This is a genomic window from Roseovarius sp. THAF27 (assembly GCF_009363655.1).
Classification (GTDB): Bacteria; Pseudomonadota; Alphaproteobacteria; order Rhodobacterales; family Rhodobacteraceae; genus Roseovarius.
This window is the reverse complement of record NZ_CP045393.1, coordinates 1,075,001-1,097,830: the sequence shown is the minus strand read 5'-3', so window position 1 is coordinate 1,097,830 and position 22,830 is coordinate 1,075,001. Positions and strand designations below refer to the sequence as shown.

The 22,830-nt window shown below is 64.8% G+C and carries 15 protein-coding genes, 1 tRNA gene and 1 pseudogene; 10 read left to right on the top strand and 7 right to left on the bottom strand.

The window, feature by feature from the left end; translation table 11 throughout:
* Nucleotides 1-57: 57 nt before the first annotated feature.
* The gene (dnaE, locus tag FIU89_RS05475) at nucleotides 58-3,606 is read right to left on the bottom strand and encodes a DNA polymerase III subunit alpha (protein ID WP_152491662.1); all 3,549 of its coding nucleotides are present in this window, start codon (nucleotides 3,604-3,606) and stop codon (nucleotides 58-60) included.
* A 166-nt stretch (nucleotides 3,607-3,772) separates the two neighbouring features.
* Here dnaE and FIU89_RS05470 point away from each other — a divergent pair, with 166 nt between their 5' ends.
* The 6 genes from FIU89_RS05470 to FIU89_RS05445 all read left to right on the top strand — a co-directional run bounded on the left by FIU89_RS05470 (nucleotide 3,773) and on the right by FIU89_RS05445 (nucleotide 10,166).
* Nucleotides 3,773-5,290, top strand: a complete 1,518-nt coding sequence (locus FIU89_RS05470) for an ABC transporter ATP-binding protein (RefSeq protein ID WP_152491661.1) — start codon at nucleotides 3,773-3,775, stop codon at nucleotides 5,288-5,290.
* Between the two features lie 90 nt (nucleotides 5,291-5,380).
* Nucleotides 5,381-6,463: an ABC transporter permease gene (locus FIU89_RS05465; RefSeq protein WP_152491660.1), complete on the top strand. Its 1,083-nt coding sequence runs from the start codon at nucleotides 5,381-5,383 to the stop codon at nucleotides 6,461-6,463.
* Complete coding sequence (locus FIU89_RS05460; RefSeq protein WP_152491659.1) at nucleotides 6,463-7,383, top strand: ABC transporter permease; 921 nt, start codon at nucleotides 6,463-6,465, stop codon at nucleotides 7,381-7,383. The genes FIU89_RS05465 and FIU89_RS05460 overlap by 1 nt, the downstream gene beginning before the upstream one ends.
* A 28-nt stretch (nucleotides 7,384-7,411) precedes the next feature.
* Nucleotides 7,412-8,485 (top strand): BMP family ABC transporter substrate-binding protein, encoded by a 1,074-nt coding sequence (locus FIU89_RS05455; RefSeq protein ID WP_152491658.1) that lies wholly within the window; start codon nucleotides 7,412-7,414, stop codon nucleotides 8,483-8,485.
* A gap of 278 nt (nucleotides 8,486-8,763) precedes the next feature.
* Entirely contained in the window at nucleotides 8,764-9,423 is a 660-nt protein-coding gene (locus FIU89_RS05450; protein WP_152491657.1) for a DUF938 domain-containing protein, read from the top strand.
* Nucleotides 9,420-10,166, top strand: a complete 747-nt coding sequence (locus tag FIU89_RS05445) for a GH25 family lysozyme (protein WP_152491656.1) — start codon at nucleotides 9,420-9,422, stop codon at nucleotides 10,164-10,166. Before FIU89_RS05450 ends, FIU89_RS05445 begins: the two co-directional genes overlap by 4 nt.
* 285 nt (nucleotides 10,167-10,451) lie before the next feature.
* Here FIU89_RS05445 and cysK read toward each other — a convergent pair whose 3' ends face one another.
* The 5 genes from cysK to FIU89_RS05420 form a co-directional block, all read right to left on the bottom strand.
* Complete coding sequence (gene cysK, locus FIU89_RS05440; protein ID WP_152491655.1) at nucleotides 10,452-11,522, bottom strand: cysteine synthase A; 1,071 nt, start codon at nucleotides 11,520-11,522, stop codon at nucleotides 10,452-10,454.
* A 170-nt stretch (nucleotides 11,523-11,692) separates the two neighbouring features.
* Nucleotides 11,693-14,200 (bottom strand): FAD-dependent oxidoreductase, encoded by a 2,508-nt coding sequence (locus tag FIU89_RS05435; protein WP_152491654.1) that lies wholly within the window; start codon nucleotides 14,198-14,200, stop codon nucleotides 11,693-11,695.
* Nucleotides 14,201-14,352: 152 nt separating this feature from the next.
* On the bottom strand, nucleotides 14,353-16,059 hold the full coding sequence (locus FIU89_RS05430; RefSeq protein WP_152491653.1) for a hypothetical protein: 1,707 nt from the start codon (nucleotides 16,057-16,059) through the stop codon (nucleotides 14,353-14,355).
* Nucleotides 16,060-16,146: 87 nt separating this feature from the next.
* Nucleotides 16,147-17,925 (bottom strand): gamma-glutamyltransferase, encoded by a 1,779-nt coding sequence (gene ggt / locus FIU89_RS05425; protein WP_152491652.1) that lies wholly within the window; start codon nucleotides 17,923-17,925, stop codon nucleotides 16,147-16,149.
* Nucleotides 17,926-17,962: 37 nt separating this feature from the next.
* Nucleotides 17,963-18,949, bottom strand: coding sequence for a D-glycerate dehydrogenase (locus FIU89_RS05420; protein ID WP_152491651.1), 987 nt, complete (start codon nucleotides 18,947-18,949; stop codon nucleotides 17,963-17,965).
* A 156-nt stretch (nucleotides 18,950-19,105) separates the two neighbouring features.
* On the opposite strand from FIU89_RS05420, the gene FIU89_RS05415 reads away from it, so the two are divergent.
* Both FIU89_RS05415 and FIU89_RS05410 read left to right on the top strand, forming a co-directional pair.
* Nucleotides 19,106-19,561: an SH3 domain-containing protein gene (locus FIU89_RS05415; RefSeq protein WP_254701858.1), complete on the top strand. Its 456-nt coding sequence runs from the start codon at nucleotides 19,106-19,108 to the stop codon at nucleotides 19,559-19,561.
* 95 nt (nucleotides 19,562-19,656) lie between these two features.
* Nucleotides 19,657-19,731 (top strand) — tRNA-Gln (locus FIU89_RS05410).
* A 130-nt stretch (nucleotides 19,732-19,861) separates the two neighbouring features.
* On the opposite strand, the gene FIU89_RS05405 is transcribed toward FIU89_RS05410, so the two are convergent.
* Nucleotides 19,862-20,224: an HNH endonuclease gene (locus FIU89_RS05405; RefSeq protein ID WP_152491649.1), complete on the bottom strand. Its 363-nt coding sequence runs from the start codon at nucleotides 20,222-20,224 to the stop codon at nucleotides 19,862-19,864.
* A gap of 99 nt (nucleotides 20,225-20,323) precedes the next feature.
* Between FIU89_RS05405 and FIU89_RS05400 the strand changes: the two genes are divergently transcribed.
* Nucleotides 20,324-21,471 (top strand): IS3 family transposase gene (locus FIU89_RS05400; protein WP_152491648.1). Its coding sequence is split into 2 segments (ribosomal slippage): nucleotides 20,324-20,597 and nucleotides 20,597-21,471, totalling 1,149 coding nucleotides; the frame shifts between segments, so codons are not numbered across the junction.
* 35 nt (nucleotides 21,472-21,506) lie between these two features.
* Nucleotides 21,507-22,568: pseudogene (locus tag FIU89_RS22430) on the top strand (DDE-type integrase/transposase/recombinase); the annotation flags it as partial.
* Between the last annotated feature and the right edge of the window lie 262 nt (nucleotides 22,569-22,830).

Genomic DNA, 22,830 nt, shown 5'->3' with positions numbered 1-22,830 from the left:
CACTGGCCCGCCGCCGCGCCGGTGAAGTGTTGCCGATCCGAATCACTCGGGCCCGGTTCAGAGGTCCTCGACCATCACCACGCCGTCGAGGCTCTTGATCGCGCCCTTGATCTGGGGCGTCACCGGAAACTCGCGGCCCGCGTCGATCTCCACTTCGCCGGGCAGTGCCTGATCCATCAGGCAGAACCGGATCGGCCCGCGCCCGCCGCGCGCCGCGGTCGCCGGCGCATTGCTCAGCACCTGCGCGACCGACCCGATCGCGGTCTCGCTGTCGACAAAGATCTTCAGCCCGCTGGCGCCCGCATCCGCGACCACCGCATCGGCGGGCTGCACCGACCGCGCCAACAACTTCAGCTGATCGCTTTCCATCGTCGCCTCGACCACGATCACCACCTGGTTGCCGGTTTCCAGATGCTCGCGCGCCACCTCCAGCGTGTCCGAGAACATCGTCACCTCGTAACCGCCCGTGACATCGCTCAGCTGCACGAAGGCAAAGCGGTTGCCCCGCGCCGATTTCCGCTCCTGCCGTCCGGCGACGACGCCCGCCATCTTAGCCACGACGGCGCCCGACCGCGCGGCCATCTCGTTGACCTCGTCCAGCGTCTTCACGTCCTTGCGCTTCAGCGCGGCCATGTAATCGTCCAGCGGATGCCCCGACAGGTAGAAACCCACGGCGGCATATTCCTCGGTCAGCCGCTCTGCGGGCAACCAGTCCTCGACCGGGCTCAGCCGCGGCTCCGGCAGGTCCTCCCCCGCCTCGCCGAAGAGCGACACCTGCGCCGAGCCCTTCTGCTCGTGGATCGCCGCCGAATAGCGCATCAGCGCCTCCAGGCTGTCGAACACCCGCCGCCGGTTCCGATCCAGCTCATCAAAGGCACCCGACCGCGCCAGCATCTCCAGCGGCCGCTTGCCCACCGCCTTCAGATCCACCCGCCGCGCGAAATCATAAAGCGTCACGAACGGCTTCTCGTCTGCCGCGCCCCGGACCTGATCCGGGGCCTCCTCGCCCCCCTCACGCCGCGCCGCCACGATCAGTCGCATCGCCTCGACGCCCACGTTCTTCAGCGCGCCCAAGCCATAATGCAGCACGCCGTCCTTCACCTGGAACGTCGCGTCCGACCGATTCACGCAAGGCGGCGCCCAGGGCAATTCCAGCCCCTTCTTCACTTCCTCGAAATAGACGGCCAGCTTGTCCGTCAGGTGGATATCGCAGTTCATGACGCCTGCCATGAACTCCACCGGGTGATTGGTCTTCAGCCACGCGGTTTGGTAACTGACCACCGCGTAGGCCGCCGCGTGCGACTTGTTGAAGCCATAGTTGGCGAACTTGTCCAGAAGGTTCCAGACTTCCAGCGCCTTGGCGTCGTCCACCCCGTTTTCCTTGGCCCCCGCGATAAACTTGGGCCGCTCGGCATCCATCGCCTCCTGGATCTTCTTGCCCATGGCCCGGCGCAAAAGGTCCGCACCGCCCAGGGAATACCCGGCCATCTCCTGCGCGATCTGCATCACCTGTTCCTGATAGACGATGATGCCCTGCGTCTCGTCCAGGATATGATCCACCGACTTGTGCAGGTAATCGCGCTCGCTCAGCCCGTTCTTCACCTCGCAATATTTCGGAATATTCTCCATCGGCCCGGGCCGGTACAGCGCCACCAGCGCCACGATATCCTCGATGCAGGTGGGCTTCATCCGCTTTAGGGCATCCATCATGCCCGAGCTTTCCACCTGGAACACCGCGACCGTCTTCGCCTTGGCATAAAGCGCATAGGTCTTCTCGTCATCGAGCGGGATCTGCCCGATATCGTTCTCCGCCCCCTCGTTCGGCTCGTAAATCTGGCTCCCATCCGCCGCCGTATGCAAATCCCGCCCTCCCGCGTGAATCTGCTCGATCGCGTTCTGGATCACCGTCAGCGTCTTCAGGCCCAGGAAGTCGAACTTCACCAGCCCGGCCTGCTCGACCCATTTCATGTTGAACTGCGTCGCCGGCATGTCCGAGCGCGGGTCCTGGTACAGCGGCACCAGCTCATCCAGCGACCGGTCCCCGATCACCACGCCGGCCGCATGGGTCGAGGCGTTGCGCAACAGCCCCTCCACCTGCATCCCGTATTTCAGCAGGCGGTCCACGACCTCCTCGTTGCGGGCCTCCTCGCGCAGGCGCTCCTCCTGCGCCAGCGCCTTCTCGATGGAAACGGGCTTCACCCCCTCCACCGGGATCATCTTCGACAGGCGGTCCACCTGCCCATAGGGCATCTGCAAAACCCGCCCGATATCACGCACCGCCGCCTTGGACAAAAGGGCACCGAATGTGATGATCTGCCCCACCTTGTCGCGCCCGTACTTCTGCTGCACGTACTGGATCACCTCTTCCCGGCGATCCATGCAGAAGTCGATGTCGAAATCCGGCATGCTGACCCGCTCGGGGTTCAAAAACCGCTCGAAGAGCAGCGAGTACCGCAGCGGGTCGAGGTCCGTGATCGTCAGCGCATAGGCCACAAGGCTGCCCGCGCCCGACCCGCGCCCCGGCCCCACCGGGATGTCGTGGTCCTTGGCCCACTTGATGAAATCGGCAACGATGAGGAAATACCCCGGGAAGCCCATACCCTCGATGATCCCCAGCTCGAATTCCAGCCGCTCCTCGTATTCCTCGACCGAGGCCGCGTGCGGGATGACCGCCAGCCGATCCTTCAGCCCCTCCTGCGCCTGCCGCCGCAGCTCGTCCACCTCGTCATCGGCAAAGCGCGGCAGGATCGGGTCGCGCCGATACGCGCCAAAGGCGCAGCGTTGCGCGATCTCCACCGTGTTCTCCAGCGCCTCGGGCAGGTCGGCGAACAGCGTCGCCATCTCGGCGGGCGACTTGAAATAATGCTCCGCCGTCAGCCGCCGCCGCGGCTCGGATTGGTCCACATAAGCGCCTTCCGCGACGCAGATCATCGCGTCATGCGCCTCGTACATCCTGGTGTCGGGAAAATAGACGTCATTCGTCGCCACCAGCGGCAGGTCCATGGCATAGGCCATCTCGACGAACCCGCGCTCGGTCTGGGCCTCGGCCTCCGGCACCCCGGCCTCGCCGCGATGCCGCTGCAATTCCACGTAGAGCCGGTCGCCGAAAATCCCGGCCAGCCGCTGCATAAGCGCCTCCGCCGCCGGGCGCTGGCCCAGCTGCAAGAGCTTGCCCACCGCGCCCTCCGGCCCGCCACTCAGGCAGATCACAGACGCGCCATGCGCCTCCAGATCCTCGACCGTCAGATGCGCCAGCTGCCCGTCCCCACGCAGGTAAAGCGCGGAATTGAGCTTCATCAGGTTCTCGTAGCCTTCCTCGTTCTGCGCCAGCAGAACCACCGGCGCGGGCGGCACGGGCCGCTTGCCCGGCTCGGGCGTCATGTATTGCAGGTCCATCTGGCAGCCCATGATCGGCTGCACGCCCGCCCCCTGCGCCGTGACGGAAAATTCCAAAGCGGCGAACATGTTGTTGGTGTCGGTCACGGCCACCGCGGGCATCTGATGCTTTGTACAAAGGTCGGCCAGCTTTTTCAGCCGAACCGCCCCTTCCAGCAGGGAATACTCGGTATGGACGCGAAGATGGATGAATCGGGGGGAACTGCTCATACCGACACACTATCCAGCGCCGCGCCCCTCGCCAAGCCCGACATCTGCCCAAATCCGCATCACCCGCACCCGCCCGACGCCGCGTCTCCCACGCGCGCCATTGCCGTGCCCGCCCGCCTTGCGCTAACAGGGACGGGGGACCGCGAAACCGGGGGGACAACGGCGCGTGACGGAACCGCTGCTCAGCATCGACGGGCTGACCAAGGCCTATCCCGGCGTGGTCGCCAACGAGGACGTCAGCTTCGACATCCGCGCGGGCGAGGTGCACGCCCTTCTGGGCGAAAACGGCGCGGGCAAGTCCACGCTGGTCAAGATGATCTACGGGCTGGTCAAGCCGGACAGCGGAACCATGCACCTGCATGGAGCTCTCTTCGCACCGTCCAAACCCAGCGACGCGCGGCAACAGGGCGTGGCCATGGTGTTCCAGCATTTCTCGCTTTTCGACGCGCTCACCGTGGCCGAAAACGTGGCGCTCGGCATGGAAGCCCCGCCGCCCATGCGCACCCTCGCCGCCCGGATCCGCGAGGTCTCGGAAACCTACGGTCTGCCGCTCGACCCCGGGCGCATCGTGGGCGAGCTCTCGGCAGGCGAACGCCAGCGTGTCGAGATCATCCGTTGCCTGCTTCAAGAGCCGCGCCTTCTGATCATGGACGAACCCACATCCGTCCTGACCCCGCAGGAGGTCGAAATCCTCTTCAAGACCTTGCGGAAACTCACCTCCGAGGGCGTGGCGATCCTCTATATTTCCCACAAGCTCGAAGAGATCCGCACGCTCTGCGACCGCGCTACCGTCCTGCGCAGGGGCCGCAACGTCGACACCTGCAATCCCGCGCAGACCACCGCGCAAGCCATGGCCGAGATGATGGTCGGCAGCGCCTTCGCCACCCCGGCAAAGCGCGACACGCAACCCGGCGCGCCACGCCTGACGCTCAATAAGCTTTCCGCCCGCGCGCCCTCGGCCTTCGGCACGTCGCTCCGGGACGTGTCCCTCACCCTGCACGCCGGCGAAATCCTTGGCATCGGGGGCGTCGCGGGCAACGGGCAAGATGAACTCCTCGCCGCGCTCTCGGGCGAGCTGCCGGTGACGTCCGACGCCCTGCGCCTCAACGAGAAACCCATCGGCCGCCTGCCCCCGCAGGCCCGTCGCAACCTCGGCCTGTTCGCCGCTCCCGAGGAACGGCTGGGCCACGCCGCCGCGCCCGAGATGAGCCTGACCGAAAACACCATGCTCACCGGCGCCACCAAGCAGAATCTCTCCAACCGCGGCTTCCTCCACTGGCCCCGCGCGCAAGGCTTTGCCGAAACGGTCATCGCCGCCTTCGACGTACGCACCCCGGGGCCGAATACCGCCGCGCGCGCCCTCTCGGGCGGCAACCTGCAAAAATTCGTCATCGGCCGCGAGATGGCGCACGACCCCGAGGTGCTGATCGTCAACCAGCCCACCTGGGGCGTCGACGCCGCCGCCGCCGCCTTCATCCGGCAGGCGCTGATGGACCTTGCCGCCAAGGGCGCTGCCATAATGGTCATCAGCCAGGATCTCGACGAGCTGATGCAGATCTCCGACCGCTTCGCCGCGCTGAACGCAGGTCGCCTGTCAGAGATCCATCCCACCGCCGACCTCACGACAGAGCAGGTCGGCCTGATGATGGGCGGTGCCCACGACATGGAGGTGGCACATGTCTGAACCCGCGCAGAAAGAGTATCTTGCCTCCGGCGGGGATATTTTCGGCCAGAGGAAGACACGGGATTTCGCCCCCCGTACAGGACAAACCCCATGCTGAAACTCGAACGCCGCCCCCAGCCGTCCCGCACCTGGTCCGCGCTGGCCCCGGTGCTGGCCGTGCTGATCACCATGATCGCCGGCGGCGCGATGTTCGCCGCCCTGGGACAAGACCCGGTCGCGGCCATCCGCACGATCTTCTGGGAGCCGCTTTTCGGTGAATTCGCCTTCTACTACCGCCCGCAACTGCTGGTGAAGGCAGCGCCGCTGATCCTCATCGCCATCGGCCTCGCGCTCGGTTTCCGGGCGAACATCTGGAACATCGGCGCCGAGGGGCAATACATCATCGGCGCACTCACCGCGGCGGGCGTGGGGCTGGCCTTCTATCCCATCGAGTCCGCCCTGATCTTCCCGCTGATGGTCGTCGCAGGCGCGCTGGGCGGCTGGGCCTGGGCGATGATCCCGGGCCTCCTGAAGGTGCGCTTCGGCACCAACGAGATCCTCGTCTCGCTGATGCTGGTCTACGTGGCGGAACAGCTTCTGGCCAAGATGTCGCTCGGTCTTCTGCGCAATCCCGAGGGGCGCGGTTTTCCCGGCTCGCGCAACCTGCGCGACTATCCGTCGGCCCACAATGCCGAGATCTTCGCCGATACCGGCATCCATTGGGGGGTCGTGGCCGCCACAATCGCCGTGATCTTCGCCTATGTCCTGCTGACCCGGCACATCCTCGGCTTTCATATCAGGCTGACAGGCCAGGCCCCCCGGGCCGCGCGCTTTGCAGGGGTAAACCCGGCCCGCCTGACGCTGATCTGCCTCGGGATTTCCGGCGCGCTGGCGGGCCTTGCCGGCATGTTCGAGGTCGCAGGCCCCGCGGGCCAGATCAATATCGAGTTCAACGTGGGCTACGGCTTCACCGCCATCATCGTGGCCTTCCTCGGGCGCCTCCACCCCGTCGGCATCCTGCTGGCCGGGCTCTTGATGGCGCTGACCTATATCGGCGGCGAGGCTGCCGAGTCGAACCTCGGCCTGCCCGCCGCCGCCATCCAGATGTTCCAGGGAATGCTGCTCTTCTTCCTGCTGGCCGTGGACGTGCTGACCCATTTCCGCCTGCGGTGGAAATCGGCGGAGGTGGCCTGATGGACCTCTCCGCGATCGACCCCATCCTGCTTCTGGCCTCGCTCATCGTGGCCTCCACCCCGATCCTGCTGGCCGCGCTGGGAGAACTGGTGGTGGAGCGCGCCGGTGTCCTGAACCTCGGCGTCGAGGGCATGATGATCACCGGCGCGATCTGCGGCTTCGCCATCGCGGTCAACACCGGCTCGCCCTTCATCGGCTTCGTGGCGGCAGCCCTCGGCGGGGCGGTCCTGGCGCTGCTCTTCGGCCTCCTGACCCAGGTCGCGCTCGCCAACCAGGTCGCCTCGGGCCTTGCCCTCACGCTTTTCGGCCTGGGGCTCAGCGCGCTCCTGGGACAGGGCTACCAGGGCATCAAGCCGCCCCCCACGCGCAGCCTCGACATCCCCGTCCTGTCGGATCTGCCCGTCGTCGGCCGCATCCTCTTTTCCCACGACCCGATGGTCTACCTCGCCCTCGCGCTTGTCGTCGCCGTCTGGGCGATGCTCAAATACACGAGGCTGGGCCTCATCCTGCGCGCGGTGGGCGAGAACCACGATGCCGCCCATGCGCTGGGCTACAAGGTCGTGCGCGTGCGCCTTCTGGCCATCCTCTTCGGCGGCGCCTGCGCGGGGCTGGGCGGCGCGTATCTCAGCCTCGTGCGCGTCCCGCAATGGACCGAAGGCATGACCGCCGGCTACGGTTGGATCGCGCTGGCTCTCGTGGTCTTCGCCAGCTGGAAGGCCGGCCGCGTCCTCCTGGGTGCCTGGCTGTTCGGCGGCATCTCGGTGCTGCAACTCAACCTTCAGCCCACCGGCATCCCGATCCCGGTCGAATACCTCTCGATGTCACCCTACTTGATCACCATCCTCGTGCTGGTCATCATGTCCGGCGACAAATCCCGCGCGCCCGGCTCGCTGGGCCGCACGTTCCATGCCTCGCAATGAGGCCAAAAACCTTAACAGGGAGACCTCAATGATCCTCACCCGAATTCTGGCAACGGCGGCGCTGTCGCTCGGCCTCGCCCTGCCCGCGCAGGCGCAGGACAAGACCAAGGTCGGCTTCATCTATGTCGGCCCCGTCGGCGACGGCGGCTGGACCTATGAACACGACCGGGGCCGCCTCGCCGTCGAGGAACATTTCGGCGACCAGGTCGAGACAGTGTTTCAGGAAAGCGTCCCCGAAGGCGCCGATGCCGAGCGCGCCGTCACCCAGATGGCCCTGCAGGGCGCGGATCTCATCTTCACCACCTCCTTCGGCTTCATGGACGCCACCATGGCCGTGGCGCAGAAATTCCCCGATGTGAAGTTCGAGCACGCCACCGGCTTCAAGACGGCGGACAACGTCTCGGTCTACTCCGCCCGCTTCTACGAGGGGCGCGCGATCCAAGGTCACATCGCCGGCAAGATGACCGAATCCAACATCATCGGCTACATCGCCTCATTCCCGATTCCCGAGGTCATCCGCGGCATCAACGCCGCCTATATCCACGCGAAGAAGGTCAACCCGGATGTCGAGTTCAAGGTGATCTGGGCCTACACCTGGTTCGATCCCCCGAAAGAGGCCGACGCCGCCACCGCGCTCATCGACCAGGGCGCCGACGTGATCCTGCAACACACCGACTCGACCGCGCCCCAGGCGGCGGCGGAAAAGGCCGAGGGCGTCATCACCTTCGGGCAGGCGTCCGACATGGCCGAATACAAGCCCGCACCGCGCGTGAGTTCCATTATCGACAACTGGGCGCCCTACTACATCGCCCGCACCCAGGCAGTGATCGACGGCACCTGGGAAAGCACCGAGACCTGGGACGGCATCGCCCCCGGCATGGTCGAGATCGGCGAGATCACAGACGCCGTGCCAGCAGACGTCAAGGAAGAGGCGCTGGCGATGAAGGACGCCATCGCGTCGGGCGAGTATCACCCCTTCACCGGTCCGCTGAACCGCCAGGACGGCTCGAACTGGCTGGCGGAGGGCGAAGTGGCCGATGACAGCACGCTCCTGGGCATGGATTTCTTCGTCGAAGGCATCACCGCCGAGATCCCGCAATAAACATCAAGGCCCCGCCAACCCGGCGGGGCCCACGGTCATCCTCGGGTCCAATCGGGAATGACCTCCGCGCTTTCGTAGGGTGGGTGAAACCCACCTCTTTGATGGGTGCCAACCCGCCTCTCTGGTGGGCGACAACCCACGCGCCGCGCCGTCCGCCAACTCCGACACCCATCGGCGCCCTATGCCTCCCGCGCCCACCCGTCCCGGGCCTGACCCGCGACCTCCTGTCCGCAAAATCGCCCTTGCACCATGGCGCGATCCCGTCCCAACTGTCCCCCATGACAGACACGCCCCCCCGCATCTCCGTCGCCCACAAGGGCACAGGCGCCCGCCTGCACGCCCCCGCCGCCGAGCGCAACGCGGGCGCACTTCTCGACCTGCTCAAGACCCACGCTCCGGCGTCGGGCACGGCGCTCGAACTCGCCAGCGGCACCGGCCAGCACGTCACTCATTTCGCCACCCATCTGCCCGGTCTCACTTGGCAGCCCACCGACATCACCGACGACCGCCTCGCCTCCATCGCCGCCTGGTCCGCCGACGCACCCCAAGGCGCGATCCTGCCGCCGCTTGCCCTCGACGCGACCCGAGCCGGCTGGTCTGGCACCCACAACGGATTTGCCCTCGTCCTGCTGGTCAACCTGCTGCACCTCGTCTCGACCCAGGCCGCCCGCACGCTGATCGCCGAGGCCGGCCAGGCCCTCGCCCCGCAGGGCCGCTTCATCACCTACGGCCCCTTCCTGCGCGATGGCCGGGCTACATCTGACGGCGACGCCCGGTTCGACGCGGCGATCCGCGCCGATCATCCCGAAGCGGGCTACAAGAACGACGTCGACATGTTACGCTGGGCGGGCGAGTCAGGTCTGGACGTCATCGCGCGCACCGAGATGCCGGCCAACAACCTCGCCCTGGTAATGGTACGATCAAAGGACACTGCATGATCCGGTTTCTTGTCGCGGCACTGACCCTTTGCCTGCTCACCCTGACCTCCGCCTGCGCAGGCCCCCAATTCGGCGACAACGATCCGGTCGACTGGGACGGCCCTCCGCCCTGGGCCTACGACATTCACGGCATCGACGTCGCCCGTTTCCAGAACGACATCGACTGGGCCCGCGTCCGCCAGTCCGGCATCGAGTTCGCCTTCATCAAGGCGACCGAAGGCGGCGACAGGCTCGACCCGAAGTTCGCCCGCAACTGGGCCGGCGCGGGTCAGGCCGGCATCCCGCGCGGCGCTTACCATTTCTACTATTTCTGCACCCCGCCCGAGGTGCAGGCCCGCTGGTTCATCCGCAATGTCCCCCGCGAAAGCGGCGCCCTGCCGCCGGTGATCGACCTGGAATGGAACCCCTATTCGCCCACCTGCACCACCCGCCCGCCGGGCGCCGAGGTGCGCCGCCAGGCGCGGGTCTTCATGGACATTCTTGAACGTCACTACGGCCAGCGCCCGATCATCTACACCACGCTGGAATTCTACCGCCAGACCGGCATCGGCCAGCTGAACGAGGAGTTCTGGCTGCGCTCCACCGCCCGCACGCTCGCCACCACCTATCCGGGCCAAAGCTGGAGCTTCTGGCAGTACACCGGCACCGGCGTGGTGCCGGGCGTGGCGGGCGGCGTCGACATCAACGTCTTCGCCGGCAACAGCAGCACCTGGCAACGCTGGCTTCGGGCGCGCACGCGATAAGGCGCGCCCAGGTTAGATCGCCTTAAGTCACGCGGCTCTTTCCCGATGGTGTCGATAGACCAGCGCCATCGACGGGCCGCGGCGCGGCGATCCGACGGTGGTTCGGCAACACTTTATCCAGGCCAAATCCGAAACAGGATCGAGCGATTCACCGTATTTCACCCAATCGCCGGGCCGTGGGGGCGGCCCGTCGATGGCGCGGGGCCTGCGGCCCGTTTCCGCGCCGGGGCTGTCGATCGAGCGTCTTCTTTGTCCGCAAAGACCACATCCGAAGCGACGACGCCCCTATTCCATCTGCGCCGACGGGGTGGAGCGTGAAATCTCCGCCTCCTCCTCGGTCATCTCCTCCGGCACGCCCTCGAACAGAGGCGTCGACAGGTACCGCTCGCCCGTATCCGGCAGCATCACCAGGATCACCGATCCTTCAGGCGCGGTCTCGGCCACCTGCATTCCCACGGCGAAACTCGCCCCGCCTGAAATGCCGGTAAAGATGCCTTCCTCCGCCGCCAGCCGACGCGCCCATGTCACCCCGTCCGCCCCGGCAACCGGGATCAACTCGTCATAATAGCTGTTGTCGATCGCCTCCTGGATCACGTAGGGAATGAAATCCGGCGTCCAACCCTGGATCGGATGCGGCTCGAAATTCGGGTGGCTTTCCGTGGGCTGATGCTGGTCGTTGCGGGTATTGACATACCCCGAAGAAATGATCGCCGCATTGGCCGGCTCGCTCAGGATGATCTTCGTGTCGGGACGCTCGCGGCGCAGCACCCGCGCCACGCCCGTCACCGTCCCGCCCGTGCCATAGCCCGTAACCCAGTAATCCAGCCGCTCGCCCTCGAAATCGCCCAGAATCTCGCGCGCCGTCGTGGCCTCGTGGATATCGGCGTTGGCCTTTGTCTCGAACTGGCTCGCCAGGAACCAGCCGTTCTCCTCGGCCAGTTCCTTGGCCTTGGTGTACATCCCGAACCCCTTCAGCGCCTTCGGCGTCAGCACCACCTTCGCCCCCAGCATCCGCATCAGCTTGCGCCGCTCGACCGAGAAACTCTCGGCCATCGTCACCACCAGCGGATAGCCCTTGGCGGCGCAGACCATCGCCAGCCCGATCCCGGTATTGCCCGACGTGGCCTCCACCACCGTCTGCCCCGGCTTCAGGCTGCCATCGGCTTCGGCGGCCTCGATGATGTTCAGCGCCAGCCGGTCCTTGACCGAAGCCGCCGGGTTGAACGCCTCGGCCTTGACGTAGACGGTCACGCCCTTGGGCACGATGCGGTTCACCCGGATCACGGGCGTGTCGCCCACCGTGTCCAGAACGCTGTCATAGCGGCGGCCGCGGCCCTTTGTTGTTCGGCGTGTCATGGTATCCTCCCGGGGTCTGGTTTCCCCCGAGTCTTAACACAGTTTTAACCGCTTTTGGGACGCTCCATTAAGAAACGCGCCGGTGCGCAAGGCACCGACGCGTTACCACTGAAATACCGACGTGATACCGACCCGGGTTTCAGGCGTTAACACCCCGAGTCGCGCACCCCTCACCCATCCTTGCGGATGGTCTCGTTTTTCGGGTCATACGGGCTGTCGCAGGTCACGGTCGCGTCCCACAGCTTGTCGAACATCTTGACCTTCAGCCTGGTGCCTTCCACGGCCAGATCGGGGGTGACATAGCCCATCCCGATGGACTTGCCGAAATGCACCGAATACCCGCCCGAGGTCAGCCGCCCGACCCGCGTGCCGTCTTCCGAATAAAGCACCTCGCGGCCCCACGGATCGGCATCCTCCGGCCCGTCGATCAGAACGGTGCAGCACTTGGAACGGACACCCGTCTCCTGCAATTTATCCTTTCCGTGGAAGTCTTTATCCAGATCGACAAAGCGCGGCAGGTCGGCCTCCAGCGGGGTCGCGTCGCGGCCCAGCTCGTTGCCAAAGGCACGATAGGACTTCTCCTGCCGCAGCCAGTTCTGCGCCCGTGCCCCGACCAGCTTCATGCCGTGCTTCTCGCCTGCCTTTTCCAGCAGATCGAACAGGTAGTTCTGCATCTCCATCGGGTGATGCAATTCCCAGCCCAGCTCGCCGGTATAGGCCACGCGGATCGCCTTAACGGGGCACATGCCCAGCTCGATCTCGCGGCACGACAACCACGGAAAACGCTTGTTGCTCAAGGCCGTAGCCGGATCCGCGTCCTTGATCACCTCGTTCAGAACGGCACGCGATTTCGGCCCCGCGATGGCGAAGACACCCCATTGGCTCGTCACGTCCTGGATCTCGATATACCCGAACTCTTCGGCCTTGTCGGCGGCCGCCTTGCGCAGGTAATCGGCGTCATATTCCGTCCAAGCCCCTGCAGAGACACAGTAATACGCGTTCTCGCCGGTCCGGACGATGGTGTATTCCGTGCGCGTCGTGCCATGATCCGTCAGCGCGTATGTCAGGTTGATACGGCCCACCTTCGGCAGCTTGTTGCAGGTGAACCAGTCCAGAAACGCCGTCGCCCCGGGTCCCTTCACCACGTGCTTGGTGAATGCGGTCGCATCGATCAGGCCCACGCCGTTCCGCACCGCTTCCGCCTCGGCCTTGGTGTGCTCCCACCAACCGCCGCGGCGGAACGAGCGCGCGTCGTGATCGAAATTGTCATCGGCACCCAAGGGCCCGAAATAGTTGGGTCTTTCCCAGCCGTTGACGAATCCGAACTGCGCGCCACGCGCCTTTTGCCGGTCATAGGCTGGCGCCGTGCGCAGCGGACGGCAGGCGGGCCGCTCCTCGTCGGGGTGGTGCAGGATATAGACGTGCTCGTAGGCTTCCTCATTCTTGCGCGCGGCGAACTCGGTCGTCATCCAGTTGCTGGAATACCGCTTGGGATCGAGGCTCGCCATGTCGATCTCGGCCTCGCCCTCGACCATCAGCTGCGCCAGGTAATAGCCCGTGCCGCCAGCCGCCGTGATGCCAAAGCTGAAGCCCTCTGCCAACCACATGTTGCGCAGCCCCGGCGCCGGCCCGACCAGCGGGTTGCCATCGGGGGTATAGCAAATCGGACCGTTGTAATCGTCTTTCAGACCAACGGTTTCCGTCGACGGGATCCGGTGGATCATCGACATGTATTCTTCCTCGATCCGCTCCAGATCCAGCGGGAAGAGGTCAGCGCGGAACGTGTCCGGCACCGAATACTCGAACCGCGCCGGCGCGTTCAGCTCGTAGGGGCCAAGGATCCAGCCGCCACGCTCCTCGCGGACATACCACTTGGCGTCGGCGTCGCGCAGAACCGGGTGCTCCTCGCCGCCGTCCTGACGGTACTTGACCAGCTCGGCATCAGGCTCGGTCACGATGAACTGGTGCTCCACCGGGATCGCCGGCATCTTGATGCCCAGCATCCGCGCGGTGCGCTGCGCGTGGTTGCCGCTGGCGGTCACAACATGCTCTGCGGACACGACAATCTGCTCGTCCGAGGACACCAGGTTGCCGCCCTTCTCGACCATCTTGGTCAGCGTCACATCCCAGTGATCGCCCTTCCATTCAAAGCCGTCGGCCTGCCACTTGCGCTCGATCATCACGCCGCGCTGGCGCGCGCCCTTGGCCATCGCCATGGTCACGTCGGCGGGGTTGATATAGCCGTCGGTCGGGTGATAGATCGCGCCTTCCAGATCGTCGGTATTGACCAGCGGCCACCGCTCCTTGATCTGCGCGGGCGTCATCCACTCATACGGCACGCCACAGGTCTCGGCGGTCGAGGCGTAAAGCATATATTCATCCATACGCTCTTTGCTCTGGGCCATGCGCAGGTTGCCCACGACGGAAAAGCCGGCGTTCAGCCCGGTCTCTTCTTCCAGCGTCTTGTAGAACTTGATCGAGTAGTCATGAATATGCGTCGTCGCATAAGACATGTTGAAATACGGCAAGAGACCCGCGGCGTGCCAGGTCGAGCCGGAGGTCAGCTCGTCACGCTCGATCAGCATGACGTCTTCCCAGCCTGCGCGGGCCAGATGATAGGCGATCGAGGTCCCGACGGCACCGCCGCCCACGATCAGTGCTTTTACTTGGGTTTTCATGACATCCGACTCCCTTGGCAGGCATGCTGGCGAGCGTTGTATCACGCCTGTAAACATGCGGCGGGTCCATCCGACATGTCACCGAACAAAAACGACGCGCCGCGCCCATACTCGGGCACGGCGCCTTCAGGATTCGTTAAGACAGCTCTGGTCTAGTCGCAAAAACTTCCGACGCAGCGTTGGCCGGACTTTCCGCTGCCACTGGACAACTCGAGCCGCTTGGGCATGGCCGCGGGTTCCGTGGGTTGGGGCGTCAACGACGCGGCTTCCTCGCCGCCGGTGACCTGGGTGATCAGCTTGGACAGCAGGCCGCCGGGTTGTATTCCCTTCGACGTGTCGCATTCCACCCGCAGCGCAGCCATGTCAAAGCCGCAACTGCCCTGCGGCAGGTCGTGCCTGCTTTCGAAGCCCGAGGCGGCGATGGCCATGCCCATCTCCATTTCCTCGTCACTGGCATTGCGCGCAGCGCGGAATGTTTCGAATTCGACAAGGCCGATAGCCTTGGAAAAGATCATCCCGGCGTCGCGGTCGCTGTTTTCCTCGTCGACCTGCATCAGGATCTTGCCGCCCGCCGATGCCTCCATGTCCCGTGCCCGGTTGGCGGCGGCAATCGCTTCCGTGCCGAGCGCGTTCGATGCCGGAGCGGTCTTGAGCGGCATGTTCGTGGCCTCGCTCAGCGCGCCAAGCTCGGCCTGCAGCTCGGGCGACATTTCCGGCTCGGGCGCGTTGGCGGCGCGGGCTGCCGCGGCTGCGGTCTCGGCATCGGCCACCATCATCACGGTGTCGACCATCTGCTTGACCTCGGCCTGCACCTCCTCGGCGGATTTGCCCGCCATCACGGCCTCACGGCCCCGGTAATAGCCGAGCTCGATCAACCCGCTCAGATCGGTGACCTTGCCGCCTGTGATGTCGATGTCGCCGCCCATGCCGCCAAGGCGCGTCGAATAGGCACTGAGAACCATGGCGCCGGTGTCGATATTCTGGATCTTGTACTGCGCCTCCAGCGCCCGCAGGCCCAGGAACTCCGTCTTCAGGCGGCGCAACTCCAGGCTCAGCGCGACCGGGTCGATGCCGTCGGGCAGGCCCACGTCATTGCCCACGCTCGGCACCGGACGCGGCAGCAGGCTGTTCAGGCCGTCATAGTCGATCCGGCTCAGGATTTCCTGCGTGGCGTCGCGCGACGCGTTGGCGTGGACCCGCAGGTGCACTTCGTTGCCGAAGCCGATCGACCCTTCGAGATAGCGGAAGTGATAGGGCCGCTCGCCGTCATGCGCCAGCTTCTCGGTCAGGCCGAACCCGCCGGTCACGCCGTATCCCACATTGCGCTCGAAGGCGTTCATCATGGCGCCATCCATCGCACTGGCCACGACACCGAAAAGCGAGTTCGAGCTGGGCCGCTTCACCAGCCGCACCTCGACAAGGACGGTTTCGGTTCCGCGCTGATAGATCCAGGACTGCTTGGCGCGCTCCTTGAGCTGCTTGACGTGGTCGCGCGCCTCCATCTGTTGCAGAAACCCCTTGCCGGCAGAGCTGCTCATGGAGCCGTCCACCCCGGCCTCGGGCGGCAGGATCGCACTGTCGTCGCCTTCCAGCAGGGCGCGCCGCTCCCAGCCTTCGGGTGCCTCGGGCAGATAGAGCTGGCCGCCCTGCCGCCAGCGGCTCTGGCGCTCGCGCTCGGCCTGCTCGGCCAGCTTCTCATCCTTGGCGGCGCTGAACCTGTTCGGAATGGTCTCGATATAGGCCCCAGGCGTCATTTGCCCGAACGAAAAGCCGGCCCTGTTCGATTGATCGTAATAATCCACACCGGCCAGGATGGTCCCGGCGGTCAGAACGAACCCGATGGAATATGCGTTAATCATGCCCTGCTCCGCAACGTGTTTGCGACATGGCATGCCAGTCAATTCGGGCAGGATTGGGATGGCTGCGGGGCGATTTCCCGGCGCGGTTTATTCGCCCAGGGCAATACCTTCGCGCCGCGGATCGGCCCCGCCTTGCAACGTCTCGCCAATGGAAATCGCGTGCAGCCCGGAGACGAGCACTTGCGGTGCCATCTCGAAACCCAGCGCTTCCAGTCCCGGCAAAAGCTCCATCGCCCCGGTCCCCACTTCCACGTCATAGGTGCCGAACCTGTTGACGAGATGGGGCAATTCCACCGCCGCCTGCACATCGAGCCCCCAATCCAGATGCGCGATGATCGTCTTGGCCACGTAACCGATGATGCGGCTGCCGCCGGGGCTGCCCACGGCCAGCACGGGTGCGCCGTCCTTCATCACGATGGTCGGCGCCATGGAAGAGCGCGGCCGCTTGCCCGGCTCCACCCGATTGGCGATGGGCCGTCCATCCTCGTGGCTGCGAAACGAGAAATCCGTCAGCTCGTTGTTGAGCAGGAACCCCCGCACCATGAGCCGCGAGCCGAAGGCATTCTCGATCGTGGTGGTCATCGACGCCACGTTCCCGAAGCGGTCCACGATCGAGACATGCGAGGTCGAGGGCAACTCGATCGAGGCATCGTCCCCGAGATCGAGCGCATGGTCGAACTCGGGCTCTCCCGGCGAGACGTCCGGCAAAGCGGTGTCGCGGTTCAGACGTTCCGCGCGACCGGCCAGGTATCCCGGATTCAGCAGGCCTTTCACTGGCACGGGCACGTAATCGCTGTCTGCCATGTACCGGCCCCGGTCGGCAAAGGCGAGACGGCTGGCATCTCCGATCAGCCGCCATGCGTCCAGGCTGTCGGGTCCCAGATCCCCGATATCGAACGGTGCCAGCAGACCCAGGATCTGCCCGACGGTCAACGCACCCGAGGATGGCGGGCCCATCCCGCACACGTCGAAGCCCCGGTAGGGCGCACAGACCGCGGCACGTTCCTTGACGCGATAGATCGCCAGGTCGACTGCCGCCATCACCCCGGGGTTGCCCTCCGCCTGCGTCACGGCGGTCACGATGTCGGCGGCGATGTCTCCGGTATAGAACGGCTCCGCGCCCTCTTCGGCAAAGCGGCGCAAGGTGTCGGCATAGGCCGGATTCTTCAGGCGATCACCGGGCTCGATGCGCTGGCCTGCCGGAAAGAAATAATCGCGCGTCGCCCCGAACCTGAACAGGCGGACCGCGTCCTGCACCACCATCGCCGCCAGCCTTGGCGACACCTCGAACCCGTCCCGGGCAAGGGTCGTGGCCTCGGTGAACAGGCTTTCCCAAGGGGCGCGTCCCCAGCGTTCATGGGCTTCCTGCAAAAGCGCAGGTGTACCGGGAATCCCCACCGACCGCCCGCCCACGACCGCATCGTAAAAGGACAACGGCTCACCCGCCTCATCCTGGAACAATGTCGGCGAGGCGGCCAGCGGCGCGGTCTCGCGACCGTCGAGCGTGGTCAACGCGCCGCTTTCGGCGTCATACCAGACAAGGAACGCCCCGCCTCCCAGGCCGGAGCTTTGAGGCTCCACCAGCCCCAGCACCAGTTGCACCGCCACGAGCGCATCCGCCGCCGTGCCTCCCTCGCGCAAAATCCGTGCCCCGGCCTCGACCGCCAGCGGATTGGCCGCCGCCACCATCCAGTCTTGCGCCTCGACCGGACGGCCCGCCTGTTTCGCGTCCAGCGCCGCGGCCACGGTTTCGGAGGTGACCACCGCGCCCGCGCCTTCGCCTTCAGGCTGGACCCCGTCGGCGGCCTGCTGGGCCACCGCCATCCCGGCAAGAAACACGGCGAGACTGGCAAGAAGCAGGCGCATGGGCATTCTCCGGTTTTTGCGACGCTCGCGCGAAGCCTTAAAGCATGGACGGTACGACCTGGTCCGGCGGGCGGTGGCCGTCGTCGAAAGTCTTGATGTTCAGCAGGACCTTCTCGCCCATTTCCAGCCGCCCCTCGACCGTAGCCGACCCCATGTGGGGCAACAGGACCACGTTCTTTAGCTCTCGCAGGCGAGGGTTGATCGCGCCGGCGTTCTCGTAGACGTCCAGTCCGGCGCCGGCAATCTCTCCCGCGCGCAGCATCCGCGTCAGGGCGTTTTCGTCCACCACCTCGCCCCGGCTGGTGTTCACCAGCACCGCGTCGGGCTTCATCAGTTTCAGGCGTCGGGCATTCATCAGGTGAAAGGTCGACGGCGTGTGCGGGCAGTTCACGCTCAGCACATCCATCCGAGCCACCATCTGGTCGAGGCTTTCCCAGTAAGTCGCGCCAAGCTCGTCCTCGACTTCGGGCCGGAGGCGATGCCGGTTGTGATAATGCACCTGCATCCCGAACGCCGCGGCGCGCCGCGCCACCGCCTGCCCGATCCGGCCCATTCCGAGGATACCCAGGCGCCGTCCGGCGATGCGGCCGCCGAGCATGGCGGTCGGGGACCAGCCGGGCCAGTCCTCCTTCTGCATCAACGAAAGCCCTTCGGGAATGCGGCGGGTCACGCTCAGGATCAGCGCCATCGTCATGTCGGCGGTGTCGTCTGTCAGCACACCCGGGGTGTTCGACACGAGAATGCCGCGCTGCCGGGCGGTATGCACGTCGATATGGTCCACCCCCGCGCCGTAATTCGCGATCAGCTTCAACCGTTCGCCCGCCTGCCCGATCAGCCCGCCATCGATCTGGTCGCTCAGCGTCGGCACCAGCACATCTGCCGACTTGACAGCCTCGACCAGCGCGTCACGGCTCATCGGCCTGTCGTCCTCGCGCAGCGTGACGTCGAACAATTCCTGCATACGCCGCTCGACAGCCTCCGGCAGGCGTCGCGTTACGACAACACTCAGTCGACCAGATGGCATATAGCGTTTCCCCCGTCTTCCATAATGCGTGTTCTTCTGTACAGTGACGCAGGACGACCGAGGGCACAAGAACCCCGGGTCATATGAGTGAGCAGTATTGACGCCATGAAACGGTTTTCCGCCTCAATCGGGGCCGCCCTGATCGCGGTGCTGGCAATGCCCGCCCTCGCTCAGGACACAGAGGAACGCGGCCCGGTCACGAACCTTCCCCTGCCGCGTTTCGTGTCGATGAAGGCCGCCGAGGCCAACGTCCGGCGCGGACCCAGCCTGACACACCGCATCGACTGGGTGTTCAAGCGGCGCGACCTGCCTTTGGAGATCATTGCAGAGCATGGCCATTGGCGCCGCGTCCGCGACCGCGACGGTCAGGGTGGCTGGATTCACTATTCGCTTCTGTCCGGCACGCGCACGGTGATAGTCGAGTCCGACATGGCAAACCTATATTCTAAGCCCGACCCCGGCGCGATGATGGTGGCGCAGCTGGAAATGGGCGTGGTCGCACGGATTGACGAGTGCGCGATCGACTGGTGCCGTCTGATGGCCGGCGGCTATCGCGGCTGGGCGGAAAAGGCGGCCCTGTGGGGCGTGGAATCGGGCGAAATTCTCGAGTGATCTCGCGTCCGACCACGGGCATCAAGAAACCGCCAAATAAATTCATCTCAGCCCTTGAACCGCACCGAAGAGCAGAGTAATTAGCGCGGCACCGTTGGGGTGTAGCCAAGTGGTAAGGCATCGGTTTTTGGTACCGTGTATCGTAGGTTCGAATCCTACCACCCCAGCCATCTCTCTCCGATCCTTGCCCCGCTGAGACCGCGACGCCGTCCGGGCGGCGAAGTGCCCCGGAAAGTGCCCCCGCCGGGTGCCGCGGGTGAGCGGCTCGGTGGTTCCGGCGGAGGCATTCCCGCTTGGCCGTCAGAGGAAGTCCGGGTCCGTTCCGTAGGCCCAATGCTCCCAGTCGTCGTGCTTGTTGTCTCTCTGCGACCCGATCCGGAGGTGGTCCGGGTTGACGCATCGACGATTGTGGCAGCGGTGACGCACCACCCGATCCCGCGACGCGACCTCGCCGGTCAACACGCAGCAGATGAAGCGGTAGGCGTCGATCGTGCGCCCGTGGAAGCGTATCTTCTGAGGTCGTTCGGTGTTTGTGACGAAGCACCCGTCCTCTTGCTTCACGGCGTTTTCGATGATCGAGAAAGCCCGTTTCCGGGCCTCCTCAATTTGGTCATCGATGACTTCTCTGAACCACACCTCGCTGTCGTCTTCGTATCGAAGCATTTCGGCTCCTTTCTAGATTTTGCTCAGTGTGCGTTAAGGATCATCTGGACTTGCCCTGGAAAAGTGGAGAGCACCAACTGAGGAACCAGGAGGTGTTCTATGGGAAACGGAAACAGACCGACGCCGGAGTTCCGGCGTGAAGCGGTGCGGCTGGCGCTGACCAGCGGCCGGACGCGACGGGAGATCGCGGAAGATCTGGGGATCGGGCTTTCGACACTGACGCGATGGCTCAGTCGCGAGCGGGACGCTGGTGGGCCGGTCGAGGCATCGGTCGATCTGCACGCGGAGCTGAAGCGGTTGCGACGCGAGAACGCGGTTCTGAAGCAGGAGCGCGACATCTTAAAAAAGGCCGCAACCTTCTTCGCGAAAGACGCAAGTCGATGAGCTTCGCTTTCATAGAGGCGGAGAAGGCCAGCTTCCCGATCCGGCGAATGTGTCATGTTCTCGGTGTCAGCCAGAGCGGGTTCTTCGCTTGGCGGGACCGCCCTGCCTGTCATCGCCAGCAGCAGGACATGATCCATCTTGCCCACATTCGAACGGCCTTTGAGCTGTCGAACGGGACCTACGGCAGTCCCCGCATGCACCGCGACCTCGTCAATGAGGGGCTCAAGATAGGGCGGCACCGCACGGCACGACTGATGCGCGAGAACCAGTTGATCGCGCGGCAAAAGCGGCGCTTTAAACGGACGACGGACAGTGAACATGCCTGGCCTGTGGCGCCCAACCTCGTGGCACAAGGTTTCGCGGCGGACTGTCCGGACAGGAAGTGGGGGGCGGACATCTCCTACATCTGGACGGCAGAGGGCTGGCTTTACCTTGCCATTGTCTTGGACCTCTTCTCGCGCCGCGTCGTCGGTTGGGCCACGAGTGATCGTCTGAAGCGTGACCTCGCCATCGCAGCCCTGCGCCATGCTCTGGCCGCTCGCAACCCTGAGCCAGGACTGGTTCACCATTCCGACCGCGGATCGCAATACTGCTCGGTGGACTATCAGGCGCGGCTCCGCAAACGTGGCATCTTGATCTCGATGAGCGGGCGCGGGAACTGCTATGACAACTCAATGGTGGAAACGTTCTTCAAAACCATCAAGTCGGAGCTGATCTGGCCGGTCGCCTGGAAATCCCGCCAACAGGCCGAAAACGCCATCGCCAGATACATCGACGGGTTCTACAATCCCGTCAGACGCCATTCATCGCTCGGCTTCCAAAGCCCGATAGCATTCGAGCGAAAGGCCCGCGAAGTGAGCTAAACGCTCTCCACCAAAACCGGGCAAGTCCATAGAGATGGGGACGACGACGCATGAGATATCCAGCCTCTGAAAAGCTGGAGATCATTCGTATCGTTGAGCAGTCTCACCTGCCGGTTAAGCGCACACTTGGGATGCTCGGCATCCCGCGGACCACCTTTTATCGCTGGTACGACCGCTACCTCTCGTTGGGCGAAGCCGGTCTTGAGGATCAGTCCTCGCGGCCTGGTCGGGTCTGGACCCGTATCCCGGACACCGTGCGCCGCCAGATCGTGGACCTGGCCCTGGATGAACCGGAGCTGTCGCCACGTGATCTCGCGGTCCGGTTCACGGATACGAAGCGCTACTTCGTCTCCGAGGCCAGCGTTTACAGGCTCCTGAAGGCCCATGACCTCGTCACGAGCCCGGCCCTCGCGGTGATCAAGGCAGCGGATGAGTTCCACGAGAAGACGACCCGGTCGAACCAGCTCTGGCAGACCGACTTCACCTATCTGAAGGTTATCGGTCACGCCGGAGGCGTGCCTTCGGCACGACGGCTGGTTCTATCTCTCGACGATCCTCGACGACTACAGCCGTTACATCGTTGCCTGGCAGCTCTGCACGACGATCCGCGCCGGGGATGTCACATCGACCTTGGAGGATGCCTTGGCTGCCTCAGGATGCGACGGCGCGACGGTCGCCCATAGACCGCGGCTGCTCAGCGATAACGGATCGTCCTACATCTCTGGCGATCTGGCCGCCTGGCTCGAACAGCAGGGCATGGATCACGTCCGCGGCGCGCCGAACCATCCCCAGACCCAGGGCAAGATCGAGTCCCTCTCGGCAGATTGCTTTGCAATCGCCTGCCGGGCAGTGGCTGGCACCAGACCCTGAAGGACCGCATCCTGCTCGAGAACTACTACCTGCCCGGCGCGCTCGAGGAGTCCATCGGCGACTTTGTCGAGCAATACAACCACCAGCGGTACCACGAAAGCCTCGGGAACCTGACCCCGGCCGACGTCTACTTCGGCAGGGCAGACACCATCCTCAGACGACGAAAGGAGATCAAACAGAAGACAATCGAGAAGCGGCGCTTGCTTCATCGCCAGACAGCCGCGTAGCCTAAACCATGAAAGAGCCAGAGCCTCCGCTAACCGTCAGGCCAACGTGTTCCAAATCATCTGACGACGGACAGTTCGCCGGTGAAAAGAAGGCTGCACGCCGTCTGCGAAGTGCCGCAAAGACCATGGACTTTCCGGCAAGCGAACTTTACATAACCGCGTTCTGGGCCATGTGAGGGGCCTCGGCGACCTGCACATTTGGTGCACTGATAACAGCACCGAACCCTTGGTAAATTCCCGAACCGATGGGCGACCGGAAAGG

Coding starts and splice junctions, on each gene's coding strand:
- ggt (WP_152491652.1), bottom strand. CDS start 17,925: ATGCGCCTGCTTCTTGCCAGTCTCGCCGTGTTTCTTGCCGGGATGGCG.
- FIU89_RS05450 (WP_152491657.1), top strand. CDS start 8,764: ATGACAGACACGCCCCCCCGCATCTCCGTCGCCCACAAGGGCACAGGC.
- FIU89_RS05445 (WP_152491656.1), top strand. CDS start 9,420: ATGATCCGGTTTCTTGTCGCGGCACTGACCCTTTGCCTGCTCACCCTG.
- FIU89_RS05405 (WP_152491649.1), bottom strand. CDS start 20,224: ATGCTTCGATACGAAGACGACAGCGAGGTGTGGTTCAGAGAAGTCATC.
- FIU89_RS05460 (WP_152491659.1), top strand. CDS start 6,463: ATGGACCTCTCCGCGATCGACCCCATCCTGCTTCTGGCCTCGCTCATC.
- FIU89_RS05420 (WP_152491651.1), bottom strand. CDS start 18,949: ATGCCATCTGGTCGACTGAGTGTTGTCGTAACGCGACGCCTGCCGGAG.
- FIU89_RS05465 (WP_152491660.1), top strand. CDS start 5,381: ATGCTGAAACTCGAACGCCGCCCCCAGCCGTCCCGCACCTGGTCCGCG.
- FIU89_RS05415 (WP_254701858.1), top strand. CDS start 19,106: ATGCCCGCCCTCGCTCAGGACACAGAGGAACGCGGCCCGGTCACGAAC.
- FIU89_RS05430 (WP_152491653.1), bottom strand. CDS start 16,059: ATGATTAACGCATATTCCATCGGGTTCGTTCTGACCGCCGGGACCATC.
- cysK (WP_152491655.1), bottom strand. CDS start 11,522: ATGACACGCCGAACAACAAAGGGCCGCGGCCGCCGCTATGACAGCGTT.
- FIU89_RS05435 (WP_152491654.1), bottom strand. CDS start 14,200: ATGAAAACCCAAGTAAAAGCACTGATCGTGGGCGGCGGTGCCGTCGGG.
- dnaE (WP_152491662.1), bottom strand. CDS start 3,606: ATGAGCAGTTCCCCCCGATTCATCCATCTTCGCGTCCATACCGAGTAT.
- FIU89_RS05455 (WP_152491658.1), top strand. CDS start 7,412: ATGATCCTCACCCGAATTCTGGCAACGGCGGCGCTGTCGCTCGGCCTC.